Raw genomic sequence first — 18767 nt, 5'->3', positions numbered from 1 at the left:
TCTTCTCGTAGATTTTTCTACGAAGAAACGGCTTTTCTAGTATACTAATAAAGGTTGACAGGCTAGGCATCCTAATATATTATGGATTGACAATTAAACATACTAATCCTATGGGAATAATATACTAATATTGGTAGTTGCCGTCGTATGGAGGGAAAACCATGGAAACATTGCTGCAAGTGGATCAGATACTGACGGTTTTTCGTACGGAGGCAGGCGAAGTGACTTCAGTCGACCAGGTCAGCTTTGATCTGTACAAGGGCGAGACCGTCGCACTGGTCGGAGAATCCGGCAGCGGCAAAAGTGTGACGGCTCTGTCGATCCTCGGACTGCTCGGCAAAAACGGCCGGGTCAAGCAAGGGACGATCTCGCTTGAGGGCAGGCAGCTGCTGGAGGCGACTCCCGAACAAATGCGCCAAATCCGGGGCAACGAAATCTCGATCATTTTTCAGGAGCCGATGACTTCGCTTAACCCGGTGTTCTCGATCGGCAGCCAGCTCACCGAAGGAATCCGGATTCATAAAAAGTGGGGCAAAAAGCAAGCGCGGGAATACGCGGTCGGCTTGCTGAAGAAGGTCGGCATCTCCCGGGCGGAAGCGATTATGAAGGAGTATCCGCACGCTTTGTCCGGCGGGATGAGGCAGCGGGTGATGATCGCGATGGCGCTCGCCTGCCAGCCCCGTCTCGTCATTGCCGACGAACCTACTACCGCGCTGGATGTAACGATTCAGGCGCAAATCTTAAACGTATTAAAAGCGGCCAGACAAGAATACGGCCTGTCCATGCTGCTTATTACGCACGATCTCGGTGTCGTTGCGGAGATGGCTGACCGGGTGCTGGTCATGTACGCCGGACAAGTCGTCGAAGAAGCGGACGTGCATACATTGTTCGCAGCGCCGAAGCATCCGTATACGCAGGGCTTAATGGGCTCTATCCCGCGTCTCGATGCGCCTTCAGGCGAACGGCTGCCCGCCATCCCCGGGACGGTTCCGAGTCTGACCCGGATGCCGGAAGGCTGCCGGTTCCACAACCGGTGTCCTTATGCGGCTGACCAATGCCGTGCCGAACAGCCTCCCTTGCTTCCTGCAGGAGAACATCATTCGGCCCGCTGCTGGTTTGCAAACGACTTGGCGGCTGCGAACCGGCCGGGGGAACAGGAGGCCGGAAATGGACAAGTCCGTTGAACCGATTGAACAGATAGGATCGAATGCACAGATAGAACCGATCCGGCAGCCTTTGCTGCAAGTCGAGGCGCTCAAGAAATATTATCCGATCCGAAGCGGGTTGTTTCTAAAGCAAAAAGCGTTCGTCAAAGCGCTGGACGGGTTCTCGTTGTCCATCTACCCGGGTGAAACGGTCGGCTTGGTGGGGGAATCCGGCTGCGGCAAATCAACGGCCGGCAAGCTGATCGTCAGGCTAGAGGACCCGACGGAAGGAACGATCCGGTTCGAGGATCAGGATATTACGTCGCTCACCGGCAGCAAGATGAGAAGTATTCGCCAGCGGCTGCAGATCGTGTTTCAAGATCCGTATTCGTCCTTGAATCCGAGACAACGGATCGGCAGTCTGCTTGCCGAACCGCTGATCGTGCACGGGATGGAACGTGCGGCCGCTAACGTCCGGGCAGAGGAGCTGCTGGAGCTGGTCGGCTTGTCGAAGGCGCACAAGCACCGCTTCCCGCACGAATTCTCAGGCGGACAAAGACAGCGGATCGGGGTGGCGAGGGCGATCTCGCTGAACCCGAAGCTGATCGTCTGCGACGAGCCGGTATCGGCGCTTGATGCGTCCATTCAGGCGCAAATTTTGAACTTGCTTAAAGATTTGCAAAACCAGTTCCAATTCTCTTACTTATTTATCGCGCACGGCCTGGGAGCCGTCCGGTATATAAGCGACCGGATCGCGGTTATGTATTTGGGCAAAATCGTAGAGATCGCCAAAACGGAAACGTTGTTCCGCGCTCCCCGGCACCCGTATACGAGAGCGCTGCTGGACGCGTATCCGGTGCCCGACCCGAAGCAACGGGGAAAGGAGCGGGTCGTGCTGGAGGGGGAAGTCCCCAGCTCGGTGAATCCGCCGTCCGGATGCCGGTTCCGCACGAGATGCCCTTTCGCGCAGCCTGTATGCAGCGAGCTGGAGCCTGAACTTGCGGGCAGCGGGGATCATGTGGCGGCCTGCCACTTCCCGCTTCATTAAACGAACCGCGACACGAAGGAGAGAAACGCTCATGATGGCATACGTGGTACGCAGGGTCCTTCTCGCGATCCCCGTGCTGTTCGGCATAACGGTTATAAATTTCATTATTATCAATCTGTCGCCCGGCGATCCGGTAGACATGTACATCGATCCGCATACGACGGAAACCGAGATCGCGCTCAAGAAAGAGCAGCTTGGTCTCAACGAGCCGCTTTGGGTCCAATACTTCTTATGGCTCGGCAATATGCTGAAAGGGGATTTCGGGTATTCGTTCAGCTCGTACGAGCCGGTGACGACGATACTGCTGGAGCGGATCGGACCTACGCTGCTGCTGATGGGAGCGGCGATTGCAGTCGCCTATCTCATCGCCATTCCGATCGGCATGATCAGCGCGATCCGGCCTTATTCCAAGCTCGACTATTCGATTACCGGCCTGTCGTTCCTGGGGATCTCGATCCCGAACTTCTTCCTCGGCTTAACGGTCATTTACTTATTCTCGCTTCATTGGCAGCTGCTGCCGTCGGGCGGTATGAGAACGCTGGGAGGCGACGAAGGAATCGGCGATTTGCTGCAGCATCTGGTGCTGCCGGCCCTCGTATTAAGCACGGGGATTGCGGGACAGATGGTCCGTTATGTGCGGGCGAGCATGCTTGAGGTGCTTGGACAAGATTATTTGCGGACGGCGAAGGCCAAGGGCGTCAAGCCTTTTTACGTGGTCGTCAAGCACGGGTTCCGCAACGCGCTCATCCCGGTCATTACGGTGATCGGTCTCGATATCTCGGTATTGATCGGCGGCTCGGTCATTACCGAGAAAATGTTCCAATGGCCCGGGATGGGTCAGTTGACGATGCAGGCCATATTGTCCCGGGACTATCCGGTCCTGATGGCGATCAACTTATGGGCGGCCGTCGTCGTCCTGACCGTTAATTTAATTACCGATATTTTATATTCGTATGCGGACCCGCGCATCCGTTACCGATAGAAGGGAGGGGGAGGTTTTATGCAACAGCAACAGCGGAAGACAGATCCGGCAGCCGCTGCCGGCTCCCTTCCCGGACAGCCGTGGACGGATGCGGACGAGGGAAGCGGGAGATCGGGATGGGCCCGGTTCCGGCAGCACCGGCTGGCGGTGGCCGGTCTGGCGTTTATGATAGTGCTGACCGCAGTTGCGCTGCTCGCCCCTTGGCTGGCGCCGCACGATCCGTATGAGGTCACGGCGGTTTTCCAGGGAGCGCCGTCGGCGGACTACCTACTCGGTACCGACCAGATCGGCAGGGATGTGTTCAGCCGGCTGATCTACGCTTCCCGGGTATCGCTGCTGGTAGGCATCGGCGCGGTCGCCATCTATATGGTCATCGGCACGCTGCTCGGCTTGCTGGCCGGTTATTTCGGCGGCTGGGTCGATACGCTGATCATGCGGCTAGTCGATATTATGATGTCGTTTCCGGCGCTGCTCGTGATCCTCGTACTGGTCAGCATTGTCGGACCGAGTTTGTTTAACGTCATTCTGGTGCTCGGGCTGCTTGGCTGGCCGGCGGTTACGAGAATTGTGCGCGGCAGCGTGCTTACCATCAAGCAGGCCGATTACATCAAAGCGGGTATCGCCTTGGGGCTGCCGACCCACCGACTGTTATTCCGCCATATTTTGCTGAACGCGTCGGCGCCGATTCTGGTCAAAGCGACCTTCGGCGTAGCGACGGCGATCTTGACGGAAGCTTCGCTCAGCTTCCTCGGCGTAGGCGTTCAGCCGCCGACGGCGAGCTGGGGCAATATGCTGACCGAAGCGCAAAGCCTGACGACGCTTGCCAACCAGTACTGGTTATGGGTTCCGCCTGGACTGATGATCGTACTGACGGTTCTGTCGGTAAACTTCATCGGCGACGGCATTTGCGACACGCTCGATCCGAAGAGTATAAGCTAACGGTTTATGGTTCACCACATAGATGTCGTCTTCCTGCGAAGAGGACTCCATAGACACAATTTAAGAAAAAGAAGGGGACCGTACACATGAAACCTCTGTTCAAATCAGCCGCCATTCTGCTTCTGTCCACATCGCTGCTCCTGGCTGCCTGCTCGTCCAAAAATTCGGGACAAACGCCGGAAGCCGGCGGTGCAACCGGCGAATCGAAGGGCAAGCCGAAAATCGTCAACGTGGGCGTCTTTAATGCCCCGATCTCGTTTAACCCGTTGATCAGCTCCAAAGACTTGTCGTCCGCGGAAATCGGCACGATGCTGTTCGAGCCGCTGCTGAACCGGATTCAGCCGCTGGAGTTTTTGCCCCAGCTCGCGGAGTCGTTCGATACGAAGGATAAACAAACGTACACGGTCAAGCTGAATGCCAAAGCGAAATGGACTGACGGCAAGCCGGTAACGACCGATGACGTCGCGTTCACGCTGCTGCTGATCGCCAATCCGAAGGCCGAATCGAGCCTCGGCTCCAGCATTTCGTTTCTGGAAGGTGTAAACGGGGACGGCAAGCTGGAGGACGGCAAAACCGACATATCGGGATTCAAAGTCATCGATGCCCAGGCGTTCGAGCTGAAAGCGAAAACGCCGACAGACCCTAACATAATTAAGGAGCAGTTCGGCATGAAGTTCAAGCCGCTGCCGAAGCATGTGCTGAAAGACGTGAAGCCTGAGGAGCTCGCGAAGCATCCGTTCATGCAAAAGCCCGACGTCACGAGCGGAGCGTTCAAATTCGTCCAATACCAGAAAGATCAATACGTAGAGCTTGCCGCGAACAAAGAGTATTACCGCGGAACGCCGAAGCTGGACAAAATCTTTGTCAAAATAATGCCTAGCGCCAACCTCGTAGCCCAGCTGCAAAGCGGGGAAATCGATATGAACTACGGGCTGGGCATCGGCAATCTGCCGGACCAGGACTTCGAGACGGTGAAGAAAAACGCGAACCTGCGCACGAAGCTGGAGCCTCAAGTGGGGATTCAGGGAATGATGATCAATACGAAGACAATCCCGGACGTGAAGGTGCGCCAGGCGATCGCCTACGCGACGAACCGCCAGCTCATTGTCGACAACCTGATGAAGGGCGACGCAGAAATTTTCGATAGCGTGTATCCGTCCTTAAGCGCGTACCAGAACAAATCGCTCAAGCCGACTCCGTTCGATCCGGAGAAAGCGAAAGCTCTGCTGAAAGAAGCCGGATGGGATGCGAACAAGGAGCTTGATTTCGTCGTACCGGCAGGCAACCTGATCCGCGAGCAATCGGCGCAAATTATCGCTGAAAACTTGAAGGCGGTTGGCATCAAGACGAAAATCAGCAAGTACGATTTCGCGACGGTCAGCCAAAAATCGCTCAAGCATGAATTCGATCTGCTGCTCACCGGCATGTACATGAATATCGACCCGGATTCGTCCGCGTATTATCACAGCAAGGGCAACAGCAATTCGCCGGCGTACAGCAATCCGGAAGTCGACCAGCTGCTCGAGAAGGGCAAGTCGGAAGCGGACGAGAAGGTGCGCAAGCAGATTTACGATCAAGTTCAGGTTATCGTCCAAAAAGATATGCCGCTGCTCACGCTGTATTACAACCCGACGCTGATCGCGGTCAACAAACGGGTGACGAAAGGCGAACCGCGCCTGTTCGGAACGACTTATGACGTGCATGAGTGGGACGTAGCGCAATAAGACGGCAAGACGACAAGACGAGGACGGCTCGTTCGCCTTGTTCCGCCGCACTGGCCGGGACAGGGTGAACGTCTTGCACAAGAAGAGAGAAAGGGTGAGCGGTATGGCTCAAGCGAAAAAACAAATTCAAGTGACTGCACAGTGGCTCGGCCGGCGCCGCTTCGAAGCGAAAGGCCCGAGCGGATACCCGCTAGTGATGGATTCGAATACGGAGAACGGCGGCGACGGTTCGGGCAACAGCCCGCTGGAGCTCGTGATCATGGGCTTGATCGGCTGCATGGGCATCGGCGTAACCAAGCTGCTCGAGAAAATGCGTCAATCGCTCGAGTCGCTCGAGATTACGGCGGACGGCATTCGCGCCGACGAGATCCCGCACGGGGTGACGGAGGTGCACCTTACCTTCGACGCCAAGGGCGAAGTGGCCGCTTCCCGGATCTGGCAGGCGATCAAGCTTGAGGCGGAGCAGTATTGCCCGGTTGCCGCTTCCTTGAAGGCGGCGATTATTCCGCACCTCGTGCTTAACGGCGTCGAGACCGCGCCGCCTGCGGACAGCACGGAGCCGGAGCCTTCCTGATTACGATCAGCAAGGGCAGCAAATGATGTTTTATGATGAAGCCGATACCGTCCAGCCTCTGGATCAGGTATCGGCTTTGTATGTGTTCAGGAAGTTAATCATTTCGCGGTTTACGACGGTCGCCTGCTCGACGGTCAGACAGTGGCCGGCTTGCGGGATTATTCGGATATGGGCATGGGGGAGGAGTCCGGCCGCTTTCCGCCGTACGGTCTCCGGGTTGCAGATCACTTCGTGATCGCCGATTAGAAGTAATACGGGAGCTTCGAATCCCGCCCAAGCATTGTCCGGATATACGCCGGGAAAAACAGCAAACTGCGAGCGGCAATAAGTATAAGCGGCCGTTACCATCTCCATGACATCCGGCGGCAGCGAATTCCCGGGCGCACAAAACCAGCTCCAGGCGCGTTTGATCAGCCGGGGAGCGGGCATCAGCATAGCCGGGTAGACATACCTCAGCAGCTTGAGAATAGGGGCGGGCTGAAACGTTGCAATAGGCGCGAGCAAAAGGAGCCGGCTGATTTTGTAGGGCCGTGCCAGCGCATAACCTGCGCACAACCAGCCTCCCATGGAGTGACCGACCAGAGTCATCGGCCCGGCGGTTAAGGCGGCGGCGACTTGATCCAGCCAATCGATCGCGTCGCCGGGCGAACGGATGCGTCTGGTTACCGTGCTTTTGCCGAAATCCCCGGGGACGTCGATGCAGTATGTGCGGTACGCTTGCAGCTCGTTGATCGTCGGATACCAGATCGACGAATTAACCGTCATTCCGTGAACGAACAGCAACGGCTCGCCGTTCCGCGGACCGCTGGCTATAACGTGACAAGCGCCGTAAGTGGTGGAGATCGTAAACACCTCGTACGGGCAGCTCCAGCTTTTCATCACGGTATCGTAAGCATTCAGCAGCTTTGGGGAGTCCGATTCTCTTTTATAGATCGACAGCGGTCTAGTCAATGGAACTCCTCCCGGCAGAAGGGCGATCGATTGCTCCAGGTTGCAAGGACGACTTCAGCAGCCGCTTGAGCAGCTCGAATTGATCCTGAATCCGGATGCGTTCATCCCCGGTAATAATGCTTTCCACGAAGATGCCGTCCAAATACGAGATCAGGAAGTGGATCAGCGTATCGGAAGATTGGACCGGTTGAAATTCACCGCTGCGGATTCCGCTGTCGATCAGAGCTTTGATGCTGTCATAGACGGCGTTATAACGCTCGGCGATCATTTGCTTGCGGAGTTCGTCCCGTCTTCCCACGATAAAAAACTCGTACAAACAAGGAGCTAATCCGGATTCCGCCAGCCCGGCCCGCTTCTGTTGATGATCCAGAAACGAGGCGAGAGCATCCCAGCATCCTGCCGCTTGGTTTGCGTCGATATCTACCTCCATCGCTCCATACTGCCGTTTCAGCAGCTCGTAGAACAGCTCTTCCTTGCTTGAGAAATACATATATACTCCGCCGAAGCTCCGGCCGGTCTCGGCGACGATGTCTTTCATGGTTGCGGCCTCGTAGCCTTGACGTCCAAATACGGTTTTGGCCGCTTGGAGAATATCGTTTTTTACCGTTTCTTTTTGTTGGTCGCTAATTTTGGGCATAAGCTTCACCTCGATAAAATAAACGAGAACCTTCTCGCTTAATATTATAGCGAGAGACTACTCGTTTTACAAGGGGCATGGATTCCGGCCTAACGCATCGCCGGTGAATGCAAAAAAGGGTGCAAGCTTATCGCTGCACCCCGGTGAGGATTGAACTTATTTATGGAGCATCTGGAATACTTGCTCGACGTCTTTGTCGCCGCGTCCCGACAAGTTGATGATCAGGATCTGGTCCCCGCTCATCGTCGGAGCCAGCTTCTTCGCGTGAGCGACGGCATGCGAGCTTTCCAGCGCCGGGATAATCCCTTCCGTACGCGACAGCTCCTGGAACGCTTCCAGTACTTCTTCGTTCGTCACGGTGACGTATTCGGCCCGGCCGGACACTTTCAAGTGGCTGTGCTCCGGTCCGATGCCCGGATAGTCAAGTCCGGCTGCGATCGAGTAGGTAGGCTTCGGATTGCCGTCCTCGTCGAGCAGCACGAGGCAGCGGAAGCCGTGGATGACGCCCGGCACGCCTTGGGTCAGCGTAGGGGCCTGGTCCGGTTCGACGCCGATCAGGCGGACGGACGGCTCGTCGATGTAATGCGCGAACGCGCCGATCGCGTTGCTGCCTCCGCCTACGCAGGCGAGTACCGCGTCAGGCAGACGGCCTTCCTTCTCCAAGATTTGCCGTTTCGATTCTTCGCTTACGATGGATTGGAAATGCTTGACCATCGTCGGGAACGGGTGAGGGCCTACGGCGGAACCAAGCAAATAAAACGTCGTTTTGTAATTTTCTACGAGATCGTTCAAAGCTTCGTCTACCGCGTCTTTCAGCCGGGCTTGTCCTTTCGTAACCGGAACGACCTTCGCTCCGAGCAGCTCCATCCGGAATACGTTCAGCGCCTGACGGCGGGTATCTTCCGCTCCCATGTAGATGACGCATTCCATATCGAACATCGCACACGCCGTCGCGGTAGCCACGCCGTGCTGGCCGGCGCCGGTTTCCGCGATGACCCGCTTGGCGCCCATCCGTTTGGCGAGCAAGATTTGGCCGACCACGTTGTTGATCTTGTGGGCTCCGGTATGATTCAAGTCTTCCCGCTTCAAGTATATTTTCGCTCCGCCCCATTTTTTCGTCAGCTGCGCCGCGAAGGTAAGCGGATTTTCGCGTCCCACATATTCTCGCAAATAATAGTTCAACTCTTCCTTGAACTCCGGGTCGTCCTTGTACTTGTAAAATTGAGCGGTCAAGTAATCCATAGCTTCCTGCAGCATCGGAGGGATGAAACTGCCGCCAAACTCTCCGAAATATCCTTCACGCACGTCCTGTTGACTCATGTGCAAACGCCTCCAAATCATTACAAGTATAAGTCCCGTTCTCATCTTAATGAATGCCGGTCCGGTTTGTCAAAGCAAATTGTAGCCGCCGCGGCAGGACGGCTCCGGAAGGCCGAAAAACCTCCCGGGCTCTGGGGTTGCCCGGAAGGTTTCGTTCGGTCGGTCGGTTGCGGTTACCCGCTCATTACTTGCTGCCCGATTTGATTTTGGCGATTTCCTTCTCCGCTTCTTCCGCCGCTGTCCGCAGGGCGGTATTGACGTCGACTCCGCCTTTCGTGAGCGTATACATCATTTTCTCGAACTGCAGGGCGACTGTACGGTTGTGCTGTGCTGCTACGAACGGGGCGGCCGGTTTACTGATCAGAAGAGATTTGACGTTTTTGCCCTTCAAGTTCGGGTTATCCTGTCCATACACATCTTTTACCTGTTTGTTATTAATGACAGGCAAGCCCAAAGCTTGTTTCGCGATATGCGTCTGCATCTCGTCGCTCGTCATGTAGGAGATCGCATCGAAGGCCGCTTCCTTATGCTTGCTAATGCTTGTGATATAGGCTAGCGTCAGCATCGACTGCGCCCCTACGCCGCGCTTGTCGCTGAATTCGGGGAGTTGAACCACATCCCAGTTCACTTCCTGCGGTGTCGTAGGAATCGTATAGGCGTACATGGCAGCGGTTTTGCTTTTTAGGAACAAGTTGGAGATCCCGGAGAACGAGCCTTCCTTCGTCACGTTGCCCGGAATTTCATAAAACCGGGATAAATTTCTCGTGAAAGCGGCCCATTTCTCATCCGTATGAATGATCGGCTTGTCGGTTTTCGGATCGATGAAGCCTAGCGATTGCTGGTTCAGCCAGCCCATATTGTAGAACTGCGTAATAAATCCTCTGTATTCGGTTCCGTCCACCGTACGCGTCATCTGTTTGGCCAGCTCATAGGTTTCGTCCCACGTCATGCCGTCCTTCGGGTACGGTTTGCCGAATTGATCGAAGATGTCTTTGTTGTACATGAGACCGAGGGTATTCATCCGAAAGGGAAGCGCATACATTCCGCCGCCTGACAACGTTTGCACCGCTTGGAGGATGCTGGGATCAAGCTGGGACAAATCATATTTGTTTTTCTTGATCAGCTCGCTCATATCGTATTCGAATTTAAAAGGAGCGATCAGCCTGTAGTGATTCAGGTCCGCATTCAGCATAACGTCGATAGGATCACCTGCGGCAATCATGGACGTAATATGCGCTTCCGGATTCGTATCGGGAGAGGAGACAAATTTTATCGTAATATGAGGATATTTTTTTACGATCAAGTTCCCGTATTGCTCCATGAACGTTTCCGGGAGCACGCCTGCGCTCGGATCGTAAAACGTAAGCGTTACCGGCTCTTTAGGTTTCTCGGCCTGGCTCTCGCCCTGAACTTCCGCCGGCTTGCTTCCCCCGGAGCATCCGAACAATACGGCCGCTGTCAGCGATAGGACCCCTGCTGTTTTCAAGCTCTGTCTGAACATGCTTGATCTCTCCCTTTTTGGTAAATTTAACTTGTGTAAGCGCTGTATTTAATACTACAATAGAAACCAGAATCGAGTGCGACATTGTTTAAGCGCCATCGGTCACTTTTTTACCAGTTGTATGTTCCAATGGGTCGTTCGATATCGGAATCCACTTCTGAATAGAGAGGCGAAGCGGCATGAGCACGAAGAAAGTACCGATCTATGAAGACTTTGTCGGCGGCGTTCCAAATCTGATTATTGGCAACGAGCGGTTTTATATCGATATCCGTGATTCGCGCCATTCTTATTTGCACCACCACAATTTTGCAGAGATCTCGTTTTTCTTTGAAGGCAGCGGGGTTGAGACGATCAACGGGGTGGAGTATGAGCTGAAGCAGGGCAGTGTAACGGTCATTCTTCCCCACCATATGCATATCATCAGGACTGATAAGGAGCGACAGCTTCGCAAATATTGCTGCATGTTCGATCTGCAGCTGTTGTCGGGGATGAAGGAAGACAGCTGGTTTTCGCGGATGCTGTACGGAATCGGTTCGGGCACGCCTTCGTCGGTGCGCTTCAAAGGCCAGGAGAGCGAACGGATGGAAGGAATCTTCGGCCATCTGCTGCAGGAGTTCCATAATACGAGCAGTCCCGGACGGCCGAATATGATCAAGGCGAAGCTGAACGAAGCGATGCTGCTGTTTATCCGCAAAGGGCTGGACGTCGCCTCCTCTTCGGGTTCCCGAACCTCGTCGCCGTCGGCCGAAGAGACGCCGCTGTTATGGCCGATTTTAAAATATTTGCATACGCACTGCACCGAGAAGCTGACGTTGACCGAGCTGTCCAGCCAGTTCCATCTGAGCGTGCCGTATATGAGCCGTTTTTTCAAAGAGCACGTCGGTATGGGGTTTGTCGAGTATTTGCACCGGCTGCGCATCCAGCGCGCCACCAACATGCTGCTGTACACGGATAAGACGATTACCGATATCGCCTATGAGGTGGGGTTCGACAATTCCCGCACGTTTTCCCGCGTCTTTCGGGAGCAGAAGGGCCGCTCGGCCCGGGAGTACCGCCTCGTACAAATGAAATAATCCATCTACTAGGAGCCCCGGGAGGGCTTCTTTTTTGTTTTATCAGCAATTATATCGTTGTAGTGGCTCTAAATCTCGGTAAACGCCAGCGTCAAAGACGCCGGTAGGCGTTTATCCTTGTTTCTTAAAATGTCGTTATCGATGTTTAGTATTAGTTATTTATTGAGAAAATAAGTTCGAGTAAGCTGGAACCGAGGCTAAATAAAACCTATCGATGGAGGGTCAACATGAAACATATACAAGGGAAGCGCGTGTTATCGGTCGGCGTTACCGCTTTGCTTACGGCCGCTTTGGCAGCCGGCTGCGCAGGGGGAACGAATAACAATACAAACCAGGGCGCTCAGCCGGGAGGAGGAGCCGCAGCGGGGGACAAGCCGTTCCAGGGCAAAAGCATTACGTTCGTCACGGCGAACCATCCGTGGGGCGAGGCGATCAAGCCGCTGCTGCCGGAATTCGAAGCGAAGACGGGCATGAAGGTGAATGTGCAGAGCTTCTTCGAGGATCAGCTCACCCAGAAGCTGACCGTGCAGTTTACGGCCAACTCCGCGACGCCGGACGTCTTCATGTACCGCCCGCTGCAGGAAGGCAAGCTGTTCTACAAAAACGGCTGGGTAAGTCCGCTGGATGAATTCCCGAACAAGGACGCCAGCTACGACTTCGCCGATTTCTCCAAATCCTCGATCGGTTCGGTAACCGTCGACGGCAAGCTGGCGGGCATTCCGATTATCACGGAGCAGGAGATTTTATACTACCGCAAAGACTTGTTGCAAAACGCAGGCATTGCCGTTCCGAAAACGATGGACGAACTCGTGGCCGCAGCGAAGAAGCTTCACGACCCGTCCAAGGAAATATACGGCTTCGTCGCCCGGGGACAGCGTTCGCCGCTCGTTACGCAAGTGTCGTCGTTCGTCTTCTCCGAAGGAGGCGACTTCCATAACGGCAACAAAGCGACGATTAATACGCCGGAAGCGATCAAGGCTTTTACGACGTACGGAACGCTGCTGAAGGACTACGGCCCTCCGGGAGTGCTGAATATGTCCTGGCCGCAGGCGTTCGGGATTTTCGCCCAAGGCAAAGTCGCCTTCATCACCGATGCGAACTCCTTGTACGGAAACGTGACCGATCCGGAGAAATCGAAGGTGTCCGATAAAGTCGGCTTCGCGATGTTCCCGGGCGGGGCAGGCGGCTCCAAGCCTTACAGCATCACGTCCTGGGGACTGGCGATGAACTCCAAAACCGCGAACAAGGAAGCGTCGTGGGAATTCATCAAATGGGCGACCAGCAAAGAAGTCGTGCTGAAAACGCAGCAAGCCGGCAATCCGGGCGCGCGCGCATCCGTATGGGATATGGCCGAAGGGGTAACCGGTTTCCCGGCCGAGCTCGTTCCGATCATCAAGGAAAGCGCCAAAGTCGGCGTCGACCACGACCGGCCGGTTGTGATCAGCGTCGGCGAAGCGCGGGATGCCGTAGGCGAGATCGTTCAGCAGGTTATGGCCGGACAAACGAACATTAAAGAAACGGCCGACAAGGCGAACGCCGCCCTTCAGGCGATCATGGATAAAGACAACGCCAAATAACAGCCGCTCAGCCGGTTATCCGTTCAAAAGGGTCAGCCAATGACCCTTTTTAACACTAAGAGTTGCTGTAACGTGTACGAGTGAAATAACAAGGAAAGAGCAATCCTAACAACAACGAAAACAGTTTCGTCGAAAGGCTTCGATCCGAAGCTTTTCTTCTTGTTCGATTTCCGAATTTGCAAGAAAGGTGGGAGTGACCCCCGTGCAATACAACTGGTTCGACCGGAATTTGAAATGGATCTACACCTTGCCCGCAGTGGTGTTCGTACTCATCATGATGCTGTTCCCGATTATCTACACGGTACGGATCAGCTTCTTCGAATGGAGCATGTCGGCGACGACGCCTCCGAAATGGGTCGGGTTAAGCAACTATATGGCGCTGCTGAACGACGGACGGTTTTGGCACGCGGTCTGGGCTACGTTTTATTTTACGATCGTGGCGCTGGTAATCCAGGTCGTTCTCGGCGTCGCGATCGCCGTGCTGCTGTCCCGTCAATTCAGGGGCAAAAACCTCGTGAAAACGGTATTTTTGCTTCCGATGGTCGCAACGCCGGTAGCGATGGGTCTCGTCTGGATGCTGATCTACGAACCGACGATCGGCGCGGCCAATATGATGCTGAAGTCGCTTGGCTTTAAGCCGCTGCTGTGGCTGGCTTCGACCAGCGAAGTCATTCCGTCGCTCATCATCGTCGACGTCTGGCAGTGGACCCCGATGATCTCGCTGATCGTTATGGCGGGCATCGCGACCCTGCCCAGCGATCCGTATGAAGCGGCCGATGTGGACGGAGCGAACGCCTGGACCAAGTTCACGAATATTACGCTTCCGCTGCTGAGACCGACGATTCTCGTCGCAGCCATGCTGCGGCTCATCGACGTTCTGAAGACGTTCGACATTATCTATGCAACGACCCAGGGCGGACCTAACTTCGCCTCCGAGACGCTGAATTTGTACGGCTACGTGCTCGGATTCCAGTATTTCAAGCTGGGGATGGCTTCCGCGCTGCTGGTACTGTTCTTCGCCCTTGTATTGGGACTGACGCTGTTTATGATCTGGATGCGTAAACGATTGGAGGCGGCGGCATGATGAGAAAGAAAAGAGGCGTCAATCTGCTGCTTTCCCTGTTGACGCTGCTTGTGTTGTTCGTATTTGCTTTCCCGTTCGTCTGGATGCTGATCGCGTCCTTTAAGACGCAATCGCAGATTATGTCTACGGAAAACATCCTGATCTTCGAGCCTACGTTCAAAAACTATTTGAGCGTCTTCCGGGAATACGACTTCCTGGAGTTTATATGGAACAGCTTGATCGTCGCCGTAGGCTCCACGCTGCTGTCGCTTCTGCTCGGCCTGCCTGCGGCTTATGCGATCGCCAGACACCATCTGCACAAGCTGGGACTCGTGATTCTCGTGGCGCGGATTATCCCCGGGATAACGTTCCTGATCCCGTGGTTTATCCTGTTCTCCCAGATCAATCTGGTCGATACCTACACGTCGCTGATTTTGAGCCATATGCTGGTCGGGCTGCCGTTCATCATCTGGATCATGATCTCGTTTTTCGAGGCGCTGCCGACCGAGATCGAAGAAGCCGGGCTGATTGACGGATGTACGCACCATGAAGTGTTCCTGCGGATCATCCTGCCGATATCTGGTCCCGGGGTTATTACTTCGTCGTTGCTGTCGTTCATCTTCTCGTGGAACAACTTCATGTTCTCGATCATTCTCGCCGGGGACAAGACGAAGACGCTTCCGATCGCGGTGTTTAATTTTATGTCGTATTCGGAAATCAACTGGGGCGCCCTGATGGCGGCGGCTTGTATCATTACGCTGCCCGTGCTTATCATCGCGCTGCTCGCCCAGAAATATATCGTTAGCGGCCTGGCTGCCGGCGCCGTCAAAGGATAATGGGTTCTTCGCGGTTTTTTTTGTACCGGATCAACATTTTCGGCAAAATCGTCCTGATGGTCGTGCTGCTGCTCGCACCGGTTTTGATCCTGTACAGCTTCTCCAACCGGATCACGAATCAGGTCGTTCACGAGCAGTTGCAGTCGTCCAACCTGAATCAGCTGTCGGTGTTTATGCACCAGGTCGATTCGGCGATCGACAATTTATCGATGTTTCCGGTTATTTTAGGGCAGGACCCGCATATCCGCGATTATTTGGACCGCAGTCATGTGGGGCTAACTGATCTGTTGAAGGAACAGGGGCGGATTACCGAGAAGCTCGGCCTGCAAAGCGTGTCGAGCGGCTGGTCCAACGATTTGACGATCGTGTTCCCCGGGGAGCGGAAAGTGCTCTCGTCGAACATTTATTTAAACGGGGGAACGGACTGGCCGTGGGACGAGCGGGTCCGCAGCGGCTGGACGTACGGGAAAGACCGCTCGCGCGGTTATCCTACCGATGCGTTTATCCGCGAGGTGGCCGAGCCGGCGGGCGCCAGGACGGCGGGGGAAGCGGCCGCCTTGTACCAGATCAGCGTGCCGGTGCAAAATTTGAACGAGCTGCTCGACGTATTCAAGAAAGACAAGGACAGCGATCCGTTTCTGTTTCACCCGGATTATGCACCGCTTACAAGCAGCACCGCCTCGGATGAGAAGGTGAAGGATATCGTCCGCCTGCTCGGCGGGCAAACGCTTAAGGAGCAAGGGCAGGAACGGTTTGCGATTGCAGGCGAAGACTATCTGATCAGCTACGTCCGCTCGAAGCATCTCGGCTGGTATTTGACCGATTACGCCCCCGTGGAACAGGTGCTTCTGCCGATTACGAAAACGGGCTACTTGTTTTACGGGTCCGTCGGCCTGCTTCTACTGATGGGGCTGCTTGCTTCGTTTTTGCTGTACCGCAATGTGCAAATTCCGATTATCAATCTCGTACGCAGCATGCAAAGGCTGAAGCGGGGCGATTTATCGGCCCGGATCGGCTACCGCTCGAAAAATGAGTTCGACTACCTGATTTTGCGTTATAACGAAATGGCCGAACAGATCCAGGTGCTGGTGGAGGACGTGTACGCAGAGAAGCTTCGCGCGCGGGAAGCGACGCTGAAGCAGCTGCAATCGCAAATTCATCCGCATTTTTTGTACAACTCGTTATTTTTTATTATTAATTCGGCGATGATCGATGACCGGGACTCGGTTGTGGCGATGGCGCAAAATTTGGCCGAGTTTTACCGGTATACGACCCGGGTGGACCGGGAGACGGTCACGCTGAAGGATGAGCTTGATTTTATCGGTCATTATTTGGAAATTCAAAATTTGCGGATGCGCCGGCTGGAATACGAAATTGCCGTGCCTGCGGGAATGATGGACGAGGTCGTGCCCCGGCTTATTATTCAGCCCTTGGTCGAAAACGCCATCATCCACGGAATCGAGCGCAAGCCGGGCAGCGGGCGGATCGTCATCCGCGGAGAGCAGGATGAGGACTTTAACCGGATCGTCGTGCAGGATAACGGAGCCGGGGCGGCGGAGGAGGAGCTGCAGTCGCTTCGCCGGGAGCTCGGACAGCAGGTCCCGGACGATATCGGCTGCGGAACCTGGAACGTGCACCGGCGGCTCTTTTATCAATTCGGCGAAGGCTCGGGCCTCTCGTTCCACCCGGTGCCGGAAGGCGGGCTCAAGGCCGTGCTGACCTGGCGGCGGAAAGCAATCAGGCCCGGCGGCGACCCGGACGGGAGAGGAGCTTCCTAGATGGTGCAGCTGCTAATCGTGGATGACGAGATCCATGTGGTGGAACGGCTGACCTCCACGATCGATTGGAGCGAGGTCGGCGTCGAGCAAGTGTACGGCGTCCATTCCGCTGAGGAGGCGCTCGCCCTGCTCGAGCGGATGTCCATCGACATTGTGTTGTCGGATATCCGGATGCCCGGGTTGTCCGGCTTGCAGTTGATCGGAGAGATCCGGCGGCGGTGGCCGAAAACCAAATGTATTTTGTTGTCCGGGTTTTCGGATTTCCAGTATGCGAAGGAAGCGATCCTCCACCAGAGCGAGGATTACTTGCTCAAGCCGGTAACGGAGCGGGATCTCGTGGATACGGTCCGGCGGGTGATGGACAAGATGAAGCGGGAGTGGGAGGAGGTCGTCTCCAAGCAGCGGCTCGCGTACACGCTGAAGGAGCACCTGCCGCTGCTGCGCGGCAATCTGCTGAACGACCTGCTGCAAGGACGCAAATTGTCCGAGTCGTCGTTAAGTGACAAGATGCAGATGCTGGAAATGACCGATTATAACGGAAAGCGGTTCGCCCTGATGACGATTCGGCTGGAGGAATATTTTCTTCAGTACGACGCCCACAGCTTGTCACTGATGGAGTATGCGATCGGCAACATGGTGGAGGAGCTGTTCGGGGGGCGGTTCGACAGCTGGTATGCGAAGGATGCCCACGACTACCTCGTGTTCGTCCTCACAGGCAAGCCCGGCACGGACGGCGGGGAAGATTCCGTCTGGCTGGAGCGCACCGCGTCGTTGCTGCAGGCGGCGGTGAACCGGTACCTGAAAGGGAAAATATCGGTGCTCGTCAGCTGCTGGGGGACGTTCCCCGCCGATCTGTTCGGCTTGTACAGCCGGTCGGTGGAAGCGTTCCGCCGCACGGTCGGCAGCGAGCAGGAGCTGTTCCTGCGGCTGGACGACGAGCCGTTGTCCACGGAGATCGAATCGCTGCAGACGTTGTACGAGCCTCCGTCGTTTATTCATTTGCTGGAGGCGGCCAGATGGGACGGCATCGAAGAGAAGCTGAAGAGCGTCTTCGCGGAGCTGGAGCAGCGGTATGCGGAATCGCAGGAGCATCTGCTCGAAGCTTATTTCTGCATTGCCTCCGCGTATGCGTATATCGCTCACAAGGGCGGCCGCCGTTTATCGTCCGTGATCGGAGCGGACTATGACAAGATGACGCGCGGGACCCCGTTTCGCTCGGTGAACCAGCTGAAGGAATGGTCACTGCTGACGCTGAACCGGATTCGCGACGATATGGCCCGGGATACGCAGCATTCCAGAGCTTCGGTCATCAACAACATCCGCTCCTTCGTGGAGCAGCGCATCTCGGAGGACGTCTCACTGCAGTCGATTGCCGATTACGTCCATCTGCATCCGGTATATGTCTCCAAAATCTACAAGCTGGAGACGGGCGACAACCTGAGCGATTATGTGCATCGCGTCCGGATGGACAAGGCGGAATATATGCTGCGCAGCGGACAGGATAAAATCTATGAAATTGCCGCCAGACTCGGGTATCAGCGGCCTCATTCCTTTAATCACGCGTTTAAGAAGCAGTTTGGGATGACGCCGCAGGAATATCGCGACACCTATTCATAAGG

The 18767-nt window shown here is 55.4% G+C and carries 16 protein-coding genes; 12 read left to right on the top strand and 4 right to left on the bottom strand.

Translation table 11 applies throughout. The features are described 5' to 3' along the window. Positions 1 to 161 precede the first annotated feature (161 nt). The 6 genes from AC3Y2E_RS04080 to AC3Y2E_RS04055 all read left to right on the top strand — a co-directional run bounded on the left by AC3Y2E_RS04080 (position 162) and on the right by AC3Y2E_RS04055 (position 6412). Positions 162 to 1184 carry an ABC transporter ATP-binding protein gene (locus AC3Y2E_RS04080; RefSeq protein WP_379207417.1) on the top strand — a complete coding sequence of 341 codons (1023 nt, stop codon included), beginning with the start codon at positions 162 to 164 and terminating at the stop codon, positions 1182 to 1184. Then, positions 1168 to 2193, top strand: a complete 1026-nt coding sequence (locus AC3Y2E_RS04075) for an ABC transporter ATP-binding protein (protein WP_379207414.1) — start codon at positions 1168 to 1170, stop codon at positions 2191 to 2193. The genes AC3Y2E_RS04080 and AC3Y2E_RS04075 overlap by 17 nt, the downstream gene beginning before the upstream one ends. A gap of 31 nt (positions 2194 to 2224) precedes the next feature. Then, a complete protein-coding gene (locus tag AC3Y2E_RS04070) occupies positions 2225 to 3175 on the top strand; it encodes an ABC transporter permease (protein ID WP_379207412.1) in 951 nt (316 codons plus the stop codon). A gap of 18 nt (positions 3176 to 3193) precedes the next feature. Next, on the top strand, positions 3194 to 4114 hold the full coding sequence (opp4C, locus tag AC3Y2E_RS04065) for an oligopeptide ABC transporter permease (RefSeq protein ID WP_379207409.1): 921 nt from the start codon (positions 3194 to 3196) through the stop codon (positions 4112 to 4114). Between the two features lie 86 nt (positions 4115 to 4200). Beyond that, on the top strand, positions 4201 to 5838 hold the full coding sequence (locus tag AC3Y2E_RS04060) for an ABC transporter substrate-binding protein (RefSeq protein ID WP_379207407.1): 1638 nt from the start codon (positions 4201 to 4203) through the stop codon (positions 5836 to 5838). Positions 5839 to 5941: 103 nt separating this feature from the next. Next, positions 5942 to 6412 carry an OsmC family protein gene (locus tag AC3Y2E_RS04055; protein WP_379207765.1) on the top strand — a complete coding sequence of 157 codons (471 nt, stop codon included), beginning with the start codon at positions 5942 to 5944 and terminating at the stop codon, positions 6410 to 6412. Between the two features lie 63 nt (positions 6413 to 6475). Here AC3Y2E_RS04055 and AC3Y2E_RS04050 read toward each other — a convergent pair whose 3' ends face one another. The 4 genes from AC3Y2E_RS04050 to AC3Y2E_RS04035 all read right to left on the bottom strand — a co-directional run bounded on the left by AC3Y2E_RS04050 (position 6476) and on the right by AC3Y2E_RS04035 (position 10821). Further along, positions 6476 to 7363, bottom strand: a complete 888-nt coding sequence (locus AC3Y2E_RS04050) for an alpha/beta fold hydrolase (protein WP_379207405.1) — start codon at positions 7361 to 7363, stop codon at positions 6476 to 6478. After that, on the bottom strand, positions 7356 to 8000 hold the full coding sequence (locus AC3Y2E_RS04045; RefSeq protein WP_379207402.1) for a TetR family transcriptional regulator: 645 nt from the start codon (positions 7998 to 8000) through the stop codon (positions 7356 to 7358). Before AC3Y2E_RS04045 ends, AC3Y2E_RS04050 begins: the two co-directional genes overlap by 8 nt. Before the next feature lie 156 nt (positions 8001 to 8156). Further along, a complete protein-coding gene (trpB, locus tag AC3Y2E_RS04040) occupies positions 8157 to 9320 on the bottom strand; it encodes a tryptophan synthase subunit beta (protein WP_379207400.1) in 1164 nt (387 codons plus the stop codon). Positions 9321 to 9504: 184 nt separating this feature from the next. Continuing rightward, positions 9505 to 10821, bottom strand: a complete 1317-nt coding sequence (locus tag AC3Y2E_RS04035) for an ABC transporter substrate-binding protein (RefSeq protein WP_379207397.1) — start codon at positions 10819 to 10821, stop codon at positions 9505 to 9507. 179 nt (positions 10822 to 11000) lie between these two features. Between AC3Y2E_RS04035 and AC3Y2E_RS04030 the strand changes: the two genes are divergently transcribed. The 6 genes from AC3Y2E_RS04030 (at position 11001) to AC3Y2E_RS04005 (ending at position 18765) form a co-directional block, all read left to right on the top strand. Continuing rightward, a complete protein-coding gene (locus AC3Y2E_RS04030; RefSeq protein WP_379207394.1) occupies positions 11001 to 11894 on the top strand; it encodes an AraC family transcriptional regulator in 894 nt (297 codons plus the stop codon). 227 nt (positions 11895 to 12121) lie between these two features. Then, complete coding sequence (locus tag AC3Y2E_RS04025; RefSeq protein ID WP_379207392.1) at positions 12122 to 13471, top strand: ABC transporter substrate-binding protein; 1350 nt, start codon at positions 12122 to 12124, stop codon at positions 13469 to 13471. A 202-nt stretch (positions 13472 to 13673) separates the two neighbouring features. Beyond that, positions 13674 to 14555 carry a carbohydrate ABC transporter permease gene (locus AC3Y2E_RS04020; protein WP_379207390.1) on the top strand — a complete coding sequence of 294 codons (882 nt, stop codon included), beginning with the start codon at positions 13674 to 13676 and terminating at the stop codon, positions 14553 to 14555. After that, positions 14552 to 15370 (top strand): carbohydrate ABC transporter permease, encoded by an 819-nt coding sequence (locus AC3Y2E_RS04015; protein ID WP_190931738.1) that lies wholly within the window; start codon positions 14552 to 14554, stop codon positions 15368 to 15370. The genes AC3Y2E_RS04020 and AC3Y2E_RS04015 overlap by 4 nt, the downstream gene beginning before the upstream one ends. Next, the gene (locus AC3Y2E_RS04010; protein WP_379207386.1) at positions 15370 to 17148 is read left to right on the top strand and encodes a histidine kinase; all 1779 of its coding nucleotides are present in this window, start codon (positions 15370 to 15372) and stop codon (positions 17146 to 17148) included. The genes AC3Y2E_RS04015 and AC3Y2E_RS04010 overlap by 1 nt, the downstream gene beginning before the upstream one ends. Then, positions 17149 to 18765 (top strand): response regulator transcription factor, encoded by a 1617-nt coding sequence (locus AC3Y2E_RS04005; protein ID WP_379207384.1) that lies wholly within the window; start codon positions 17149 to 17151, stop codon positions 18763 to 18765. Positions 18766 to 18767 lie beyond the last annotated feature (2 nt).

The organism is Paenibacillus sp. MAH-35, assembly GCF_058135425.1.
Note: the sequence above shows the minus strand (reverse complement) of the source record. Positions and strands in the feature narration are given on the sequence as shown.